We start from the raw sequence: 18073 nt of genomic DNA, 5'->3' as shown, positions 1-18073 counted from the left end.
GTACGGTGGCCAGCACCAGCTTCATCTCCATCAGCGCAAAGGCCATGCCAATGCAGCTGCGGTGGCCACCCCCAAAGGGCAAAAACTCGGCGGGCGAATACTGCCGCTCCAAAAATCGCTCCGGCCTAAAGCGATCGGGTTTAGGGTAGAGATCGTCGCGGTGGTGCACCAGGTAAATGTTGAGAAACAGCACGGCCCCAGCGGGGAACTCGTAGCCCGCCACCGTCAATGGCTGGCTGAGAATGCGAATGCCCGTGGTCGGTGCCACCGGATAAATGCGCAGGGTCTCCTGGCAGAGGGCGGTGAGGTAGGGCTGACTGGCCACAGCCAGGGGGTCGGGGGCTGGGCCTAGGCGATCGAGTTCCTGGTGCAGGCGGTTGCCCACCTCCGGCAGCCAGTGCACCCAGTACAGCGCCCAGGTTAGCGCTGAAGCGGTGGTTTCGTGGCCTGCCACCAGCAGCGTCATCAGCTCGTCGTGGAGTTCGCCGTCGCTGAGGGGCTGGCCCTGGTCGTCGCGGGCGCTCATCATCAGCGACAGAATATCGGTGCGCTCTGGCTGCGGATGCTGCCGCCGATCCTCAATTTCAGCGTAGATCAGGGCGTCAATTTCGGCCTTGATGCGCACGAACCGGCCCCAGGGGCTGAGCGGCCCCAAATCTTTTTGCAGCCCGGGGAAGAAAATGAAAAAAGCGCTGAAGGGCGTGCCCAGCCCCTCCAGCAGGGTGCTGAGCAATTGGCGCAGGCGATCGTAGCGATCGCCATCCCCTAGCCCAAACACTGCCTTGAGAATCACCCGCAGGGTAATCTCCTGCATGGCGGCCCGCAGGTTGAAGGCCACCCCCGGCTGCCAGGTCGCCATTACCTGCTCGGTCAGATCGCAGATTACATCGCCGTAGGCCCGCATGCGATCGCCATGAAACGGCGGCATCAGCAACCGCCGGTGGCGACGGTGGCGCTCCCCATCCAGCAGCAGCAGGGATTGATCGCCCAGAATGAATGTCAACCCGCTGCCCACATTTTGGGGCGGCACGTGAAACTGGGCCGCATCTGCCTGAAAAATTCCCTGAATCACTGCCGGGTCGGCCACATAGATTGAGGGCGGCGGCCCTTCCCCCACCTGAAACACCGAGCCGTAGCGACGATAGTTGTCTTCAAAGTAGTCTAGCGGGCGCAGAATCAGCTTGGGGGCGCGCTGCCAAAAAGGCGTTTTAGAGCCGGGAAGCGTAGGCATACGTAGGGAGATGGCTAGCAGGTCTAAGCTACAGTCTAAACCGCTGTTTCAAAGCCTTGGGCCATTCGTTATCTTAGGATTTGGTATTGGCGCGATCTCACGATCGCGACTGGGCTGTGCCTTCAGCCCCCTTTTGAGCTGGGGTACCGCTATCGCCAGCCCTGGCGTCTGCTTTTGTCTGGGGGCTATCGTCAGAGTCGGCGTTGTAATACTGCCACGTCCAGTCTAAAACCTCAGGCAAATCTTTGCCGTGGGTGGTGATGTAGTGTTTGTGTTCGATCAGCTTGTCTCGAATGATTTGCTTGACGTAAGCGCCCGATTTTCTCAGCTTGGGCACGCGATCGATCACGTCCTGGGCCAGATCAAACCGATCTAAATCGTTCAGCACCACCATGTCGAAGGGGGTCGTGGTTGTGCCCTCTTCTTTGTAGCCGCGCACGTGGAAGTTGGGGTGGTTGGTGCGCCGGTAGGTGAGCCGGTGAATCAGCCAGGGGTAGCCGTGAAAGGCGAAGATGACCGGTTTATCGGCGGTGAAAATAGAGTCGAAATCTGAGTCGGAGAGGCCGTGGGGGTGTTCGCTCTGGGGTTGCAGGGTCATCAAATCGACCACATTCACCACTCGAATGTTGAGGTTGGCAAACTGCGATCGCAGAAAGTCTACCGCCGCCAGCGTTTCTAGGGTGGGCACATCGCCCGCACAGGCCATTACCACATCGGGTTCGCCGCCGCGATCGTTGCTGGCCCATTCCCAAATGCCGACGCCAGCGGTGCAGTGCTTAATCGCGCTATCCATGTCTAGCCACTGTAGCTGGGGCTGTTTACCGGCGATGATCACGTTGACGTACTGACGGCTGCGCAAACAGTGATCGGCCACCGAGAGCAGCGTGTTGGCATCGGGCGGTAGGTAGACCCGCACTACTTTCGCTTTTTTGTTGGTGACCACATCGATAAAGCCGGGGTCCTGGTGGCTAAAGCCGTTGTGGTCCTGCCGCCACACGTGGGAGGTGAGCAGGTAGTTGAGCGATGCGATTGGCCTGCGCCAGGGAATATCGATGCAGCTCTCCAGCCACTTGGCGTGCTGGTTAAACATTGAGTCAACGATGTGGATAAACGCCTCGTAACAGGAGAAAAAGCCGTGGCGACCGGTAAGCAAATAGCCTTCCAGCCAGCCCTGGCACATGTGCTCGCTCAGCACTTCCATCACCCGACCGGTGGGGGCAACGTGGTCATCGGTGGGCAAAATTTCGGCGGTGGACACGCGATCGGTGACCTCTAGCAGCGCGTTCAGCCGATTGGAGTTGTTCTCGTCGGGGCTCATCACCCGAAAGTTGCGGCTGTCCAAGTTGCGCTGCATCACGTCGCGCAAAAACTGACCCAAAATGCGGGTCGACTCAGCCGTTTCGGTGCCGGGATGGGTGATTTCTACGGCATAGTCGCGAAAGTTGGGCATGTGCAGGTCTCGCAGCAGCAGACCGCCGTTGGTGTGGGGGTTTGCGCCCATCCGCCGCTCGCCTGTGGGAGCCAGCTCGGCCAGTTCTGCCCTCAGCCGCCCCGCGTCATCAAAGCGCTCTTCGGGCTGGTAGCTCTTCATCCAGCTCTCTAGCAGCGCAATGTGGTCTGGATTGCTGGCCATTTCAGAAAAGGGCACCTGGTGCGATCGCCAGTAGTCCTCAGTCTTTTTGCCGTCGACCGACTCTGGCCCGGTCCAGCCCTTGGGCGATCGCAGAATAATCATCGGGTACAGGGGCCGCTGCTGAAACCCGTGTACCTGGGCCTCGCGCCGAATCTGCTTGATGTCGGCGATCGCCGCATCCATCGTGCTCGCCATCAGCTGGTGCATGGCTTCAGGCTCAGACCCCTCGACAAAATAGGGTTGGTAGCCGTAGCCCACAAACAGGCTTTCGAGCTGGTCATGGGGCAGCCGGGCCAGCACCGTGGGGTTGGCAATCTTGTAGCCATTCAGGTGCAAAATTGGCAGCACCGCCCCATCTCGGGCCGGGTTGAGAAACTTATTCGAGTGCCAGCTGGTGGCCAGGGGGCCAGTTTCAGCCTCGCCGTCGCCCACCACGCAGGCCACAATCAGGTCGGGGTTGTCGAAGGCGGCTCCGTAGGCGTGCACCAGGGCATAGCCCAATTCGCCACCCTCATGAATCGACCCCGGCGTTTCGGGGGCGGCGTGGCTGGGAATGCCGCCCGGAAACGAAAACTGCTTGAACAGCTGCCGCATGCCCTCGGCATCTTGAGAAATGTTGGGGTAAAGCTCGCTGTAGGTGCCTTCTAAGTAGGTGTTGGCCACCATGCCCGGCCCGCCGTGCCCCGGCCCGGCAATATAAATCATGTTCAGGTCTTGGGCTTTGATCACCCGGTTCAGGTGAGCGTAGATAAAGTTCAGCCCCGGCGTGGTGCCCCAGTGACCCAGCAGGCGGGGTTTAATGTGCTCTAGCTTCAGCGGTTCGCGCAGCAGCGGATTGTCTAACAGGTAAATTTGCCCCACCGAAAGGTAGTTAGCGGCGCACCAGTAGGCGTGTAGTTTTTCAAGTTGATCGGCACTGAGGGGCTGTTGCTTGTTGGGCGTGGCGGCGATCATGCTAAAGGCTCCTTGGGCGACGGCTATGTTCTGTAACGGCAGAAGTTTCCACCGCTAGGCCTGGGCTGTCTCTCACAGGGTACAAAGCTGAACGCCGCCTTTCCTCCCACCGATGACAGTGTTATGGCTAAAATTTCTCTATTACTAGGCAGATACGGAAAGAGTCATAACCTGAATCAGGCATCATCAGAGTCATTACAGCCGCGAACTATTCATGAAACCGCTCGAACCAGGCTATCAAATTCGTTCTGCTCGGGTTGAAGAACTGGCCCGGCTGGCTGCGATCGAACAGTCTGCCGCCGGTCTATTTCGTCATACCTGCTATTCATTTTTGGTCGATGCCGCTCCACTGCCCCTAGATTTTGTGCAGCAGCGTTTTCAGGCCGGGCAGGTGTGGGTTGCGATCGCGTTGCCAGCCGCTGTTGTAGGGTATGCCATTACGCAAGCGATCGACGGCACCCTCTACCTACAGCAAATTGATGTTGACCCGGCCCACGGGCGCAGAGGAATCGGATCTGCTTTAATCAGTGCGGTTAGTCTGTGGGCCAGCCATCAAGGGTATTGCACCCTGTCGTTATCGACCTTCCGCGACATTCCCTGGAATGCGCCTTTTTACGCAAAGCTAGGATTTCAGATGCTCGATGACTCTGAGTTGTCGGTAGGGTTTCAGCAAATTCGCCGGCAAGAGGCAATCGCAGGGTTACCCATCGCCCATCGAGTGATTATGCAGTGCTCTAAGCTGCCTATTTTGGTAAACCATTTGGCGTGATGCATTAGCCCAGCCCTAACCGCGCGTGGGCTTCGCCACACAACACAGCCTCAGCAACGGTAAAGCGATTTTGCCCCTGCCCGCCTACAGGGCACCCACTCTCGAACTGAGGCTGGCGACGCCTGCTACGGGGCAATCTCTGCGATCGCTTCCATTAGCTGGTCTAGCTCGACTGGCTTGGTAATGTGCTTTTGAAACCCAGCCGCGATCGCCTGTCGGTAGTCAATTTCGCCAGCATAGGCCGTCAGCGCGATCGCGGGCACCTGGCCACCCTGCTCGGGCGATAGCGATCTCACCTGGCGCATCAGCATATAGCCATCCATATCGGGCATACCAATATCGCTCAGCATAATATCGGGCCTAAACCGGGTGAGCACCGTGATCGCCTCCCTGGCGCTGGCGGCGGTAATCACGCGGGCACCCTGTAGCTCCAGAAAAAAGGAAATAAACTCACGGGTAGTGCTGTCATCATCGACCACTAAAATTTGAGTGCCCTTCAAATCTACCGATGGCTTAGCCGGTTGTTGCTCTCGCTCGGCAGTCAAGTGCGGCGGTAGCAGGGGAAGTTTGACGGTAAACGTCGCTCCGTGCCCTTCACCCCGGCTATCGGCCTTCACCTGGCCGCCGTGCAGCTCTACCAAGTAGCGCACCAGGGCTAGCCCTAACCCCAGGCCGCCAAACTGTCGGGTGGTCGTGGCATCTTCTTGGCGAAAGCGATCGAAGACATGGGGCAAAAAATTGGGGTGAATGCCTTTGCCCGTGTCGGTAATTGTAATCTGAGCATGGGAGTCCAGGTATTCGAGCCGTACGCTGACTTGTCCCCCCTCGGGGGTGAACTTGACCGCATTCGACAACAGGTTCCACACCACCTGCTGCAGCCGGTCTGCATCGCCTGAAACCATCCTCAACGCTGGATCAATCTCGGTGCAGATCTGAATGGATTTGGCATCTAGCGCTAGCTGCACCGTTTCTAGGGCAGATTGAATGGTTAGCCCTAAATCAACCTGAGTTTTGTTTAGGCTCAGCTTGCCGCGCAGAATGCGAGACACATCCAGCAAATCGTTGATGAGCTGAGCCTGGATTTGAGCATTGCGCTCAATGACTTCGAGAGCGTACTCTTTCTTTTGCTCACTGAGTTGGCGAGTGCGCAGCAGCTTTGACCATCCCAAAATAGGGTTGAGGGGCGACCTGAGTTCGTGTGACACCACGGCCAAAAACTCATCTTTGATGCGGTTGGCCGCTTCGGCCTGTTCGCGGGCCGTGCGTTCGCGAGCCAGCAGTTGTTCGCGCTCCTGCTCGGCCTGTTTGCGGTTGGTAATGTCGGTGGTCGAGCCCACCACCCGAACCACCTTCCCCTGCTGACTGTGAAGCAGGTAACCGCGATCCCAAACGTCAATCCATTGCCCGTTTGCATGGCGCACGCGATACTCAAATTCGTAGCGATCGCCACTGCCGTTAAGAATAGAGGCCACCTTTGCCTCAACGTCGAGCAAATCTTCGGGGTGAATGCGCGTTGCCCACCAGTCGCTGTTTGCCGGGACATCTTCAGGATGTAAATCAATCAGGCGATAGAGGCCCTCCGAGCGATAGACCTCCCCAGTTTGCAGATCCCAGTCGTAGACCATGCCATCGACGGCATAGGTCGACAGCCGAAAGCGTTCTTCGCTTTCTTGCAGCGCCGCTTCGACCCGAACCCGCTCCAGGCGCGGAAAGATTTGGTTTGATAATTCCTGAATCAGGCGAATTTCGTCAGAGTGCCAGTGGCGAGGGTAAGAGTCATAGATGTTGAGCAGAAATTTCCACTCCCCATCTTTATAAAAAGGCACGCTCACAAACGCATGGATATTGAGAGCGGCATACTTTTCAGCCACCGTGCGCAGGTCGGTCTGCGTATTGCTAACCACGATGGTTTCCTGGTTGCGAGCCGCCTGCAAAAATTCGTCGGTCACAAACTCCGAGAGGTGATAGACGTTAACCACGTTGTGCGCCTCGGGCCGATGCCAGGCATAGTCAATAACCGCGTTTTGCTCGATCGCGTCAATTTCGGCAAAGGCACAGACCGACAGATTCAAGTAAGCGCCAATTTTGGCACCGACAGTCTGCATCACTTCATCCGCCGCCGACAGCCGAGCAAAATCTGCGGCAATATCGCTCAAAAAGGCCGCGTTGGCTTCGCGGCGTTTGCGCCTGGTAATATTTTGAAAGATTACCGCAACCCGGCGGCTATCTCCGTCACCAACTTTAGAAAGATAAAAGTCGTACCATTTTTGATTGATGTCGGCATATTCTTCTAAGCGCTCGCCTCTACCCGTGCGAACCACCTTGCCAAAAATTTCGTACCAGCGGGGCTCATAGGTGGGGCTAATGTCGCTAAGCCGCCGTCCAGTGAAGTCTGCTCCGACGATTTCGATCGCGGCTGAGTTGGTTTCTAAGCAAACAACATCCACGGCCTGGTCGCTGTCATTAAACACGACATCAACCAGAAAATAGCCCTGGTCAATGGACTTAAATAGCGTGCGGTATTTTTCTTCCGACTCTCGCAGGGCCGCTTCGGCCAGCTTGCGGTGGGTGATATCGCGGGTCGAGCCAGCCACGGATAGGACAGAACCATCTGAGCCCAGCAGCGGGGTAAAAATATATTCGTAAATACCGCTGACGCCCGTGGGGCTGATATAAACCGACTCGTCTTTGAGCGTTTCGCCACTGACAAATACGTGCTCGATCTCTCGCTGATGTTTGGTCGCTAGCACGTTCGGATAGTTGAGGTCAAAAAAATTCTTGTTGACAGCCTCGTCCAGGGTCAGGCCCCACAGGTCGAGCAGGGGCTGGTTGACAAAAACAAAGCGCCCTTCGCGATTAAAAAGATAGACAAAATCGGTAATGGTCGAGAGCAAAGCCTCAAAAATACGCGATCGCCGCCCCAGTTCATCTCGACTGTTATCGAGCGCGGCCTCGGTGGCCTGAAGCTGCTGCCGCAAGCCTGCACATTCTTGGCTAGTCGTGCCCCTGGGGCTGGGCAGGGCCATCTCCAGGGCGTGCGCCAGCGTACCAGCCGTCACCTGATCGCGCACCAGATAGTCTACCGCCCCTGCCCTCAGCGCCCGTTTGGCCAGGTTGGCATCGTTGTCGCCGATCACAATTATCGGCAGGCACCGGCCCAACTGAGCTTGAAGCCAGTCGAGCACCTCAAAGCCGCGCCAATCGGGGGCATGGGTCTCTAGAATAATGCCGTCGACCGGCTGGCGTTGGCACCGGTCTAAAATAGGACCGTCATAGCCGTCGGTTAAGAAATGATAGCTAACCTCACTGGCTGATCGCAGCAAATGCTGGTAGGCGTTAGCACAGCCGCAGGCGTCGTGATCGATGACTAAAATAGTGCGGGTCCTGGGCAGATCCTCGTTCTGAGCCGGGTTTGGAACGCTATGTGAATCGGAATTTGCCATAGAAGGGGTTAACTGCCTTGGCTTCCGTGTTTTTTCAAGAGCGCTTTGTTGCCACTCTGCACGGCCAAATCAGGTGACTGCCTCAAGTCTGCTAAAACGCTTTCTACCTGTCGCACAGCCAGAGGAGACGGCTGCATATGCCCATTTTCCCAGCGGTTTAAGGTGCTAAAACTTACCCCTAAGATACCGGCAAACTGCGCTTGGGTACATCCTGCACAGTGCCGCAGGTCGCGAATGAGTTGCCCAATCTCCGGCTGATGCCGGGGCAGCGATCGCCATAAAGAAGGAGCGAGCTTAGACGGCATGAGCGCGATCGCAAATAACTCCGTCAAAAATCTTATAGCGTTTGCTATGGCGATCCAATCTACCAGAAGGTAGAAGGCGCAGCACAGCAGGCGTGCCTTAGCCCTCTAGCAGCGGCAGCCGCACCGTGAAGGTTGCCCCCTGGCCCTCACCGGGGCTATCTGCGGCGACAGTGCCACCATGCAGCGCCACCAAATTTCGTACGATCGCCAATCCTAACCCCAAGCCACCAAACTTACGAGTGGTAGTGCCATCTTCCTGGCGAAAATATTCAAAAACGTGGGGCAGAAAATTCGGATGAATGCCTTTGCCGGTGTCAACTACCTGTACCTGGGCCTGAGCATCGACCTGCGACACAGTTATAACCACCTGGCCGCCTTTGTCGGTAAATTTAATTGCATTGCTTAGCAAGTTCCAAATCACCTGCTGTAGGCGCGTAGAATCGCCCAAAACTTGCCCCAGGTGAGGCTCAAAAACTGTTTGAATCTGAATCGATTTCGCTTCTGCGGTTAACCGCACCGTTTCTAGAGCGGCCACCACAATATTGACCAGGTCAACGGGGACCATGGTCAGCCTCACTTTGCCCTGCATAATGCGGGTCACATCTAAGAGATCGTCAATCAGCTGGGTTTGTAGCTTGGCATTGCGCTCAATCGTTTCTAGGGCAAACGCTGTCTTTTCAGCATTTAGGGTACCGCTGCGCAGTAGACTGGCCCAGCCCAAAATGGGGTTAAGCGGCGTGCGCAGTTCGTGAGACAACACGGCTAAAAACTCATCTTTAATGCGATTGGCGTGCTCGGCTTCTTCTTTGGCCGCTTCGGCATGGCGCAGGTGTTCGGTTCGCTCTTGCTCGCGCTGCGACAGCAGGTTAGCGGCTAGCTCAAGCGATCGCCCCAAAAGAACAATTTCTTTGATCGATAGCGAACTGACTTGGGGGTATTGATTGTTGGCCAACGCCTCTGCCGCCAGGGCCGCCGAAGTGATGCTGCGAGACAGCTGCCGCGACAGCAAAAAAGCCCCCGTGCTGCTGATCACCAGCAGAGCTAAGCCTGAGCCGACCACCAGCCACATGGCCCGGCGGGCTGGGCCTTGAATATCCTGAATCGGCACCGTTACTGCTGCCGTCCAGGGGGTATTGCTAATGCGGCTAAAGGCCACGTAGACATCCACACCTTCTAGGGTCTGATCTTGATAGACGCCCTCGTTGGTTGCGCCAATTTGTCTTAAAAAAGACGGTGTGCCCTGCTGCCCCACAAAGCGCTGGGGATTGAGCGTGCGCGTTACCACCACACCTCGACCATCGACCACTGTGCGCGTCCACTCGCCTTCGACCGGCTGCTGCTTATCAACCACGCTAGCCAGCATTTGGGGCGTAATCACCGCAGTCAAGGCGTAGCGCAGGTTACCATTCTGGATGACAGGAATCCGAACCGGAAAAGCCAGGTTGTTTCCCTGTTTTCCTAGGCCCAGATCGCCAACAACAGGCTGCCTGGTCTCGACCAGTTTTTTAAGACTGGCGGGCTCGTTTACTGGGGGCAGCGGCACCCCTAGCTGCTGACTGCTACTTAAAAGCTGTCGACCATCCGGTGACAGCAAAATAACGGTTAGCCAGGTAGATTGGGTTTCCGCTACTCGCCTGGTGTCGCTGTAAAAACTCTCCAAGTCGTCTTCGGAAAGATTTTCAGAGGCCGCTAGGGCCTGGAGGGTGCGGGTTGTGTTTGAGAACTCGCGATCTACGGTTGCGGCCAGATTACGAGCCTCTCGCAGCATGCGTCGTTCTGCCAGGGCCTGCTCCTGATTTGACAACCTGAAAACAACTGCACCAGCGAACAACACAATGGGCAGTAGCGTTCCCGCCACCAGTAAAATCAAATACCATTTCAGCGAAAACGTGTAGCGATTAGACACAATCGAAGCAGGCTGCTTGAAGGTTGAGATCACTCGCTGAACTAGCACACCCGAAGTGTTAGATCCTACAGGCTTTTCTTCCACCGTTCATATCTCACTATGGCTCACGGGTGCACTGCGAATTGTTTTGTACGGTGTAGAAGAAGATTGCCACGGCCTCACCACCAGAAGATCTGTACCGACTTGCTCCATTACTAGTCCGCTAATCATCCTAGTTGGTATTCAATCGAGCTTTCTATGCCCTAGTGCCGATATATCATCCGGGTAATACCGCCAGACGCCAGTGCTGAGTTTGGGGCTTAGGTCATATCGTTGGCCAGCTAGTTTAAAACAGGGTCGAGCTATCTTAGCCCAGACTGAGACACCGGCTAACTCACAGCTGCCACTCCATGTATCCCGCTGCTGTCCATGTCCTAACCCAGGGGGCGATCGCTACAACAGCGATTCTAGGTCGCCTAAGCCTGTAAAGGATCAGCAAGCTTAGCGTTTCCCCAGGGGGCACGGGAGCGGACGCACCATAGTCGCCAGCAGGTGTTCGATCACAGCCGATAGATCTCTACACAGGCCGGTATGCACCCGTGAGGTTTGAATGATCGTGCTGCGGGGGGCCACCAGCCAGCCAAACCGTTCTCGCTGGGGCAGTTGACCAATGGGGCCAGCCTGGGTTTCTCCGGCGCAAATGATCGGAATGGCGTCTAAATAGCCCTGGACCGTCTCTAAATCTAGGGTGGGGTCAAGGGCGAGCAGCCGTTGAGGATTCAGTTCAATTTTGGCTTCGAGAAATTTGCGCTTCGCGCATGAAACGATCGCACCAACGTTGACAAACTCTTCTCGCTCGACCTTAGGCACCACCCGAATGATGGCGTAATCATAGGTGAGGTGATCGTGCACGAATGGCCTCCTCTAAAAAAGCGTGGGGTGGCTCTAGCCGCTTCAGCAGATACTCAATATAAGCCTCGCGATGGTGTTGGCTATTGGTAAACGGAGAGCCCTCAAGCAGCCAGGGCTCTGGAATTAGGTTGACGATGTCAGTGATAACGTCTGGCGTTAGCTGGGCCGTCATGGTGGCATCGACCTCTGGTAGCTGACTGGCAAACCGCAGCAAGACGTGATCTTTGATGCCGGGGAAGGGGGTGCGGCTGCGCTCTAGGTAGTTGTTCCAGCTGTGGTGAAAGTAGAGGGCAACGCCGTGATCAATCAGCCAGAGGCGGCGGTGCCACATCAGCATATTGGTGTTGCGGGCGGTGCGATCGATATTGGTGACGTAGGCGTCGAGCCAGACAATGGCCGAGGCTAGGGCCGCATCGGGCTGTTGGGCAACGGGGTCAAAGGTGATGGAGCTGGGCAGGTAGTCGAGGGCCAGGTTGAGGCCCACACTGGCTCGAATCAAGTCTTGAATTTCGGGGTCGGGTTCGGTACGGGCCAGTTCGGCATCGACTTCGATCAGGACAATTTCGGGCACCAGCAGGCCGACGGCCCGCGCAATTTCTCCAGCCACAAGTTCGGCAATCAGAGACTTGACTCCCTGACCGGCACCCCGAAACTTCAGCACATACATGCCGTCATCGTCAGCTTCCACAATGGCGGGGAGAGAGCCTCCCTCCCGCAGGGGAGTGACGTATCGGGTGGCAAAAACGGTTCGCAACACTGTTCGCAAACAAATTCTCGGTTACAGAGCCTCAGCCCATTTTAGTGGAACTGACCGTCGCTATCGCCCGAGGCCGGGGGCAAGCAGGGATTGAGCGATTTGCTCAGGCGGAAGGGTCACGAATGCGGGCGCTAGGGGCGATCGCCCGCTGGCTACAATCCCTACCCAGACAGCTCGATTGGGTAATGGCCGTAACCACCATCCGGAGCAAAATCAGTCATTATAAGGAGGCGTAGTAGTGTCTTTGTACCGATTGCTGACCTATGGGCGACTTCAACATTCAGGCTCCCTTTGAACCTGCGGGAGACCAGCCAAAGGCGATCGCGGGCCTAACCCAGTTTCTGCAAGACAACACCAGGTACCAAACCCTGCTGGGAGCGACGGGCACGGGCAAAACCCACACCATCGCCCGCGTTGTCGACAACATCGGCAAGCCCACCCTGGTGCTGGCCCACAACAAAACCCTGGCGGCCCAGCTCTGCAACGAACTGCGCGAGTTCTTCCCCGACAACGCCGTCGAGTACTTCATTAGCTATTACGACTACTACCAGCCCGAGGCCTACATTCCCACCACCGACACCTATATCGCCAAAACCGCCTCGATCAACGACGAAATCGATATGCTGCGGCACTCGGCAACCCGCTCTTTGTTCGAGCGCAAAGACGTGATTGTGGTGGCTTCGATTAGCTGCATCTACGGCCTCGGCATCCCGTCAGAATACCTGAAAGCCTCAATTCCGCTGAAGGTCGGCATGGAGGTCAACCAGCGCCAGGTGCTGCGCGACTTAGCCTCAATTCAGTATGCGCGCAACGATTTAGACCTGGGCCGAGGCAAGTTCCGAGTTAAGGGCGACGTGCTGGAGATCGGCCCTGCCTACGAAGACCGGATTATTCGCATCGAATTTTTTGGCGACGAAATCGATGCCGTACGCTACGTGGACCCGATTACCGGAGCCACCCTGCAAAGCATGGATGCCGTCAGCATTTACCCGGCCAAGCACTTTGTCACCCCCGACGATCGCATTGACGAAGCCTGTCAGGCGATTAAAGATGAGCTGCAAGAGCGGCTGGCGGAGCTAGAGAAAGAGGGCAAACTGCTGGAGGCCCAGCGGCTAGAGCAGCGCACCCGCTACGATCTGGAAATGATCCGCGAGGTGGGCTACTGCAACGGCGTAGAAAACTACGCCCGCCACCTGGCTGGTCGCATTGCCGGGGCACCGCCAGAGTGTCTGCTCGACTACTTCCCTAAAGACTGGCTGCTGGTGATTGACGAATCCCACGTTACCATCCCGCAGATTCACGCTATGTACAACGGCGATCGCAGCCGCAAGATGGTGCTGATCGACCACGGCTTTCGCCTGCCCAGCGCCGCCGACAACCGCCCCCTAAAAGCCGAAGAATTTTGGGAGAAGGTGAACCAGTGCATCTTTGTCTCGGCCACCCCCGGCAACTGGGAGATGGAGATCTCCGGCGGCAAGGTGGTCGAGCAGATCATTCGCCCCACCGGGGTGCTCGACCCCGAAATCTTTGTGCGCCCTACCGAGGGGCAAATCGACGACCTGCTGGGCGAAGTGCGCGAGCGGGCCGCCAAGCAAGAGCGGGTGCTGATCACCACCCTGACCAAGCGCATGGCCGAAGATTTGACCGAATACTTTGAGGAGCACGGCGTGCGGGTGCGCTACCTGCACTCCGAGATCCACTCCATCGAGCGGATTGAGATCATCCAAGACCTGCGCGAGGGGCTGTACGACGTGCTGGTGGGGGTCAACCTGCTGCGGGAGGGGCTAGATTTGCCGGAGGTTTCCCTGGTGGCGATTTTGGATGCCGACAAAGAAGGGTTTTTGCGGGCCGAGCGATCGCTGATTCAGACCATCGGCCGCGCCGCCCGCCACATCAGCGGTCAAGCCATTCTCTACGGCGACAATCTCACCGACAGCATGGCCCGAGCGATCAGCGAAACCGAGCGCCGCCGCGCCATCCAAACCGCTCACAACGAGGCCAACGGCATTACCCCGACTTCCATCATTCGGCGCAACAGCAACTCGATTTTGTCGTTCCTCGAAGTATCGCGCCGCCTCAACGCCCACGAGCTAGAGGAGGTCTACGAGCACAAAGACGAGCTGCCCCTGGAAAGCATCCCCGAATTTATTGGCCAGCTTGAAAAGCAGATGAAAGAGGCCGCCAAGAACCTCGATTTTGAGGAGGCGGCTAAATTTCGCGATCGCATCAAATCTCTGCGCGATCAGCTAATCGGCAAGCGATCGTAGGTAATTTAGATCTTAGGTTTTGGCGATTAGAAACCGGGTGTCTGCTGCTTGTAGCCTAATTTTTGGAAAACCAGCAGGCACCCGGTTTCTTGGCAAGAAGCTACTCAATCAGCAGGGTCTTGGTCAGTATCGCCATCCACGTCTCGGCTCCGCTCGATGACCGCGTCTCGACTCCGCTCGGCGACCGCGTCTCGACTCCGCTCGACGACCGGGGCTTAGCACCGCTCACTGGCGCGGGCATGGGCTCTGACCAGTCGTTGGCGTCGGCGTAGCCCAGGGAGTGGAGGATTTTGATGGTGCGGTCTATGGCAGCCAAGCTGCCGTAAAGCATGTGGCGTACTTTCTCGGGGTTTGGGGACCGGGTCCCTTTGTTAATGGTTCCAGATGGCGGCAGCGGTAGGGACTCGGTGCCTTGATCATCGTTGGCGTCGGGCTCTTGATATTCAAACATCGGTTCTGTTTCCTTGTAATGGGTTACGGAAGAAACAGAACGCGAAAACCCTAGCCACCCGCGCTTGCCGTGCAAACTGAGGGGGCTAGGGTACCATGAGCCTAGCCTCGCAATCTGCCTCTGAGATTTGCGGGGTCAGCTGTCGGTTGGTGCTGAGAACACCTTCCGACAGCGCTAAAGTTTTCGAGTTCTGTAGGTCAACCGCTCGGGTCGAACGGCTTAACGTAAAACAGTACTGATACAGACGCTCAGTGTCAACCGTGGAGGGAAGCTGTTTAGTAGAGGGAATCTGAAGGATTGCAGTCTGCAATGGGGGGAGTGGCTATACTGAATTTTTCTATCTAGTGCGCCATTAGGGCAATTAGGCTGATATTTTTCTACCTAATCACTCTTTAATAGGGGTATTGGGCCAACAAAATTTCGTTTAACCATTTGGATAGATGTGCTAGGCTGACAAAAATCTCTTTAAAGGATTTATTTAGTGAAGACAAATCCACAGCTGAATTGAAAGCGACAAAAACCCTATATATTAAATTTCATAAATACTAAAAATCTTTATGACAGAGCAAACTCATATTAGGAACTTACTTCTCAACAAGGGCTTTTTCCCTGAAGTTTTACCACCTTGCTTTGACAGTGAGAATCTAGCCGCAAGTTTCCAGGGAAAGACTCAAGATATAGAAGCGCGAAAGTTTCATAATCGAGCAGCGGATTATATTCGCTATAGCGGCACAAAGCATGATGGTCATCGGAGAGCTTATGGGACAGTAAATCCTATTCCCTATTTCAACGCTTGCCAATTTATCTTCAGTAATTGGGAAATATTTGAGACTAAGTTTAAGTCGTCGAAGCTATCCTTGGATAAAGTCAGACTAGGTCGCGGCACAGAAGATCGAGCTATTATTGTTCCTACTTTAAGTGAGCTAACAAATCGAATATCATCTCAGATCCGTTTCTCGCCTTACATATTGAAAGCCGATATTGCGCAGTTTTTCCCAAGCATCTACACTCATGCGGTGTCTTGGGTGGCTCATGGCCGCGATGTTGCCAAAGCTAATCTTAAACATAATTCCACCACTGCAACTTTCAATGCATTTGACTGGTTCACTCAGCAGTGCCAAAGCGGTCAAACTAGAGGAGTGACGGTTGGTCCTGACGCATTTAGGATTTTTGCTGAATTTATAAGCTGCGAAATTGACAATCAACTTCTCGAAAGGATAAACAACATAGACCCCAATATAATCATTGGGGGGGTCCGACACGTTGACGACTTTTATATTGGAGTAAGAAGCGAAGTCGATGCGGCAGTGGTTCTGTCAGTTCTGCGCGATATTCTACAAACATATGAACTCCAAATTAATGACACTAAGACGAAAGTAATCAGCGGTCTTGAGGCGTTCGATGATGTGTGGGCTCAAGAGCTTAGGGCGATATCGCTCGAATCGTGGTCAGGCAAATACTCGTATGCGATTGACAAAGCGCATGAAGTTGCAAAATCAGTCAAGTCACAGAGCCCGATAAAATTAATCTTACGGCGTCTTGATACAGCAAAATGCTATAGATCGGATTTATGGGAAAGCATTGAGGCTATGCTTCAGCGTGTCTTGTGGCACTATGAGCATTGTACTGACTATGTTTGCCTTCTACTAACTAAGAGAGTCGCAATACAACAAAGCTTTGATCGCTCAGGTTGGTCAGAAACAGTAGCAATGTTGATCAAAAGACATTTGGCGTTTAATCAGCATCATGAAATAGCATGGCTTTTGTGGACGGCCTTGGTATGCAATTTGCATCTTGATGAAGACCTTATATCCCAAGTGAGCAAGATGCAAAATTCACACCTGCGTGCGCTGATCATCGCTGCTTATGGAAAAGGCAAGTTAAATAAAAAACCGCCCATTACCCTTGGAAGAAGTCTCTCGACATCTGATTCAAATTGGCTCCACAACCTTGTTGGGAAGTCGTTAGACTACTCCAAAGCAAAATTCTCCGGCGACTTTGCAGATGAGTTTGAACATCTCGCAGAGAAGGAAGTTGAACTTATAAACTTTGACAAGCACATGACATCTGTCTCGCAATTCAACAAGGCAGCGATAAGTTCATCGAAGTACGGCTACGATGCTCAACAGGAGGCCGACGAAGACGAACATGCTATTCCGTTCTAGGCCTGCTTTCCGTTTTGAGGTTTGAAGTTCTAGTGATCCAAATACAGAGATGGTAGTGAACGAAGGAAGCATGTCGACTCTAAGATTTTGGCAATTCTCATTAACTCTTCTAACCGCAATGCACTAATCTCTCCGTTAGAATGCTCACAATTACCAGTGGTGCACTACGCTGCGCGATGACACATTCTACTCAGAAAACTGGTTATCATTTAGAGCGATCGCAGATCTCCTGTTGCTTGGTTGACGAAGGAAACCCAACAAGACCGAAAGGGCCTTACTCTCAAGGGAAATTCAAAAGTTGGGCTATATCCAATATTCTTAAACGTTTGAACTCATTACTTGCCGCAAAGGTGAACCTGCTCTCGTGTTACAAGCTCCTGAAGTATTTACAACGAAAAGGCTTGTTTTACGCCGTCCTCGCCTTTCAGACGCAGAGGCAATCTTTGAATACGCCAGTGATCTCAAAGTCATTCACTACATGGATTATTTCCCCCGCACAGATGTTGATGAAGTTGTGAAATTTCTTGAGGGGCAGTCTGAACGGTGGGAATCAGGGAACTTTTCGTGGGTTCTTACGGTCAAGCCAAATAATCGACCCATTGGCACGATCGCTTGTTGGTTAGAAGAGCATGCGGCTGGTTTTGGTTATCTGCTTAATCGGAAATATTGGGGACAAGGTTATGCAACAGAAGCCGCTTGTGCTGTAGTGGAATGGGCAATTAATTTGCCAGAAATTTATCGGGTTTGGGCAACTTGCGATACGGAAAACCATGCTTCAGTTAAAGTTCTGGAAAAGAGTGGTTTAGTGTGTGAAGGGAGGTTGCGTTGCTATCAAATCCGCCCTAATATTTCAGCAATTCCTAGAGATGCGTTTATGTATGCCAAGGTGCATGACGCGAGCTAACGTGTCACAGCAGTGGACATACGAGAGCCGCTGGTACTCGACGGCTGAAATATGTGCACCATTTCGAATTGCTTGGCTCCTCAGCCCCCCTGCTCCCTAGCCCCCGGAGTAATAGTATCTAAACTTGCGCCGCAGAGTACTAGTGCTGAGTTCGAGGCTATCTGCCGCCGTTGCGTTTTGCCCCGTTAGCTGGTTTTCAGCATTGTGGTAATTGTCTGGTGAAAGGCTACAAGTTGGGTGGTTTGACTATGCTCGGTGGGTGTGCGATCGCCCCCCCAGTTCAAGGTTCAGTTCATCGAAGCAATCAACTTGTGTGATGACTCCCCAATGGTGATCGGTCTGAGTCAAGGTTAAGCCTACGTATCTTATCTATTTGAGGTCAGAATCCCAGTAGATT

At 54.6% G+C, this 18073-nt stretch carries 13 protein-coding genes; 5 read left to right on the top strand and 8 right to left on the bottom strand.

Annotation, left to right across the window (positions count from 1 at the left end; genetic code table 11):
• Positions 1–1231: cytochrome P450 (locus IQ273_RS06335; RefSeq protein ID WP_194022326.1), on the bottom strand; the 1231-nt coding region annotated here is incomplete at its 3' end.
• A gap of 97 nt (positions 1232–1328) precedes the next feature.
• Positions 1329–3818 carry a phosphoketolase gene (locus tag IQ273_RS06330; RefSeq protein ID WP_194022325.1) on the bottom strand — a complete coding sequence of 830 codons (2490 nt, stop codon included), beginning with the start codon at positions 3816–3818 and terminating at the stop codon, positions 1329–1331.
• Between the two features lie 214 nt (positions 3819–4032).
• Between IQ273_RS06330 and IQ273_RS06325 the strand changes: the two genes are divergently transcribed.
• Positions 4033–4587 carry a GNAT family N-acetyltransferase gene (locus tag IQ273_RS06325; RefSeq protein ID WP_194022324.1) on the top strand — a complete coding sequence of 185 codons (555 nt, stop codon included), beginning with the start codon at positions 4033–4035 and terminating at the stop codon, positions 4585–4587.
• 125 nt (positions 4588–4712) lie between these two features.
• Here IQ273_RS06325 and IQ273_RS06320 read toward each other — a convergent pair whose 3' ends face one another.
• The 5 genes from IQ273_RS06320 to IQ273_RS06300 all read right to left on the bottom strand — a co-directional run bounded on the left by IQ273_RS06320 (position 4713) and on the right by IQ273_RS06300 (position 11886).
• Positions 4713–8030, bottom strand: coding sequence for a response regulator (locus tag IQ273_RS06320; protein WP_194022323.1), 3318 nt, complete (start codon positions 8028–8030; stop codon positions 4713–4715).
• Between the two features lie 8 nt (positions 8031–8038).
• Positions 8039–8362: a DNA-binding transcriptional regulator gene (locus tag IQ273_RS06315; protein WP_228052440.1), complete on the bottom strand. Its 324-nt coding sequence runs from the start codon at positions 8360–8362 to the stop codon at positions 8039–8041.
• Positions 8363–8432: 70 nt separating this feature from the next.
• Entirely contained in the window at positions 8433–10289 is a 1857-nt protein-coding gene (locus tag IQ273_RS06310; RefSeq protein WP_313898030.1) for a sensor histidine kinase, read from the bottom strand.
• 432 nt (positions 10290–10721) lie between these two features.
• A complete protein-coding gene (locus IQ273_RS06305; protein ID WP_194022322.1) occupies positions 10722–11132 on the bottom strand; it encodes a DUF3037 domain-containing protein in 411 nt (136 codons plus the stop codon).
• On the bottom strand, positions 11110–11886 hold the full coding sequence (locus tag IQ273_RS06300) for a HipA family kinase (RefSeq protein ID WP_194022327.1): 777 nt from the start codon (positions 11884–11886) through the stop codon (positions 11110–11112). Before IQ273_RS06300 ends, IQ273_RS06305 begins: the two co-directional genes overlap by 23 nt.
• A 47-nt stretch (positions 11887–11933) precedes the next feature.
• On the opposite strand from IQ273_RS06300, the gene IQ273_RS06295 reads away from it, so the two are divergent.
• A complete protein-coding gene (locus IQ273_RS06295) occupies positions 11934–12125 on the top strand; it encodes a hypothetical protein (RefSeq protein WP_194022321.1) in 192 nt (63 codons plus the stop codon).
• A 27-nt stretch (positions 12126–12152) separates the two neighbouring features.
• Positions 12153–14156, top strand: a complete 2004-nt coding sequence (gene uvrB / locus IQ273_RS06290) for an excinuclease ABC subunit UvrB (protein WP_194022320.1) — start codon at positions 12153–12155, stop codon at positions 14154–14156.
• Positions 14157–14256: 100 nt separating this feature from the next.
• On the opposite strand, the gene IQ273_RS06285 is transcribed toward uvrB, so the two are convergent.
• Positions 14257–14607, bottom strand: coding sequence for a hypothetical protein (locus IQ273_RS06285; RefSeq protein WP_194022319.1), 351 nt, complete (start codon positions 14605–14607; stop codon positions 14257–14259).
• Between the two features lie 557 nt (positions 14608–15164).
• On the opposite strand from IQ273_RS06285, the gene IQ273_RS06280 reads away from it, so the two are divergent.
• Positions 15165–16772: an RNA-directed DNA polymerase gene (locus tag IQ273_RS06280; RefSeq protein ID WP_194022318.1), complete on the top strand. Its 1608-nt coding sequence runs from the start codon at positions 15165–15167 to the stop codon at positions 16770–16772.
• 364 nt (positions 16773–17136) lie between these two features.
• A complete protein-coding gene (locus IQ273_RS06275) occupies positions 17137–17676 on the top strand; it encodes a GNAT family N-acetyltransferase (protein WP_194022317.1) in 540 nt (179 codons plus the stop codon).
• The last annotated feature ends 397 nt before the right edge of the window (positions 17677–18073 follow it).

The sequence above is a fragment of the Nodosilinea sp. LEGE 07298 genome (assembly GCF_015207265.1).
Classification (GTDB): Bacteria; Cyanobacteriota; Cyanobacteriia; order Phormidesmidales; family Phormidesmidaceae; genus Nodosilinea.
The sequence above is the reverse complement of the archived record's forward strand: the minus strand, read 5'-3'. Positions and strand labels throughout refer to the sequence as shown.

What these genes read in the sequence shown, in the direction of transcription:
- IQ273_RS06330 (WP_194022325.1), bottom strand. Translation starts at nt 3,818, where the DNA reads ATGATCGCCGCCACGCCCAACAAGCAACAGCCCCTCAGTGCCGATCAA.
- IQ273_RS06325 (WP_194022324.1), top strand. Translation starts at nt 4,033, where the DNA reads ATGAAACCGCTCGAACCAGGCTATCAAATTCGTTCTGCTCGGGTTGAA.
- IQ273_RS06320 (WP_194022323.1), bottom strand. Translation starts at nt 8,030, where the DNA reads ATGGCAAATTCCGATTCACATAGCGTTCCAAACCCGGCTCAGAACGAG.
- uvrB (WP_194022320.1), top strand. Translation starts at nt 12,153, where the DNA reads ATGGGCGACTTCAACATTCAGGCTCCCTTTGAACCTGCGGGAGACCAG.
- IQ273_RS06285 (WP_194022319.1), bottom strand. Translation starts at nt 14,607, where the DNA reads ATGTTTGAATATCAAGAGCCCGACGCCAACGATGATCAAGGCACCGAG.
- IQ273_RS06280 (WP_194022318.1), top strand. Translation starts at nt 15,165, where the DNA reads ATGACAGAGCAAACTCATATTAGGAACTTACTTCTCAACAAGGGCTTT.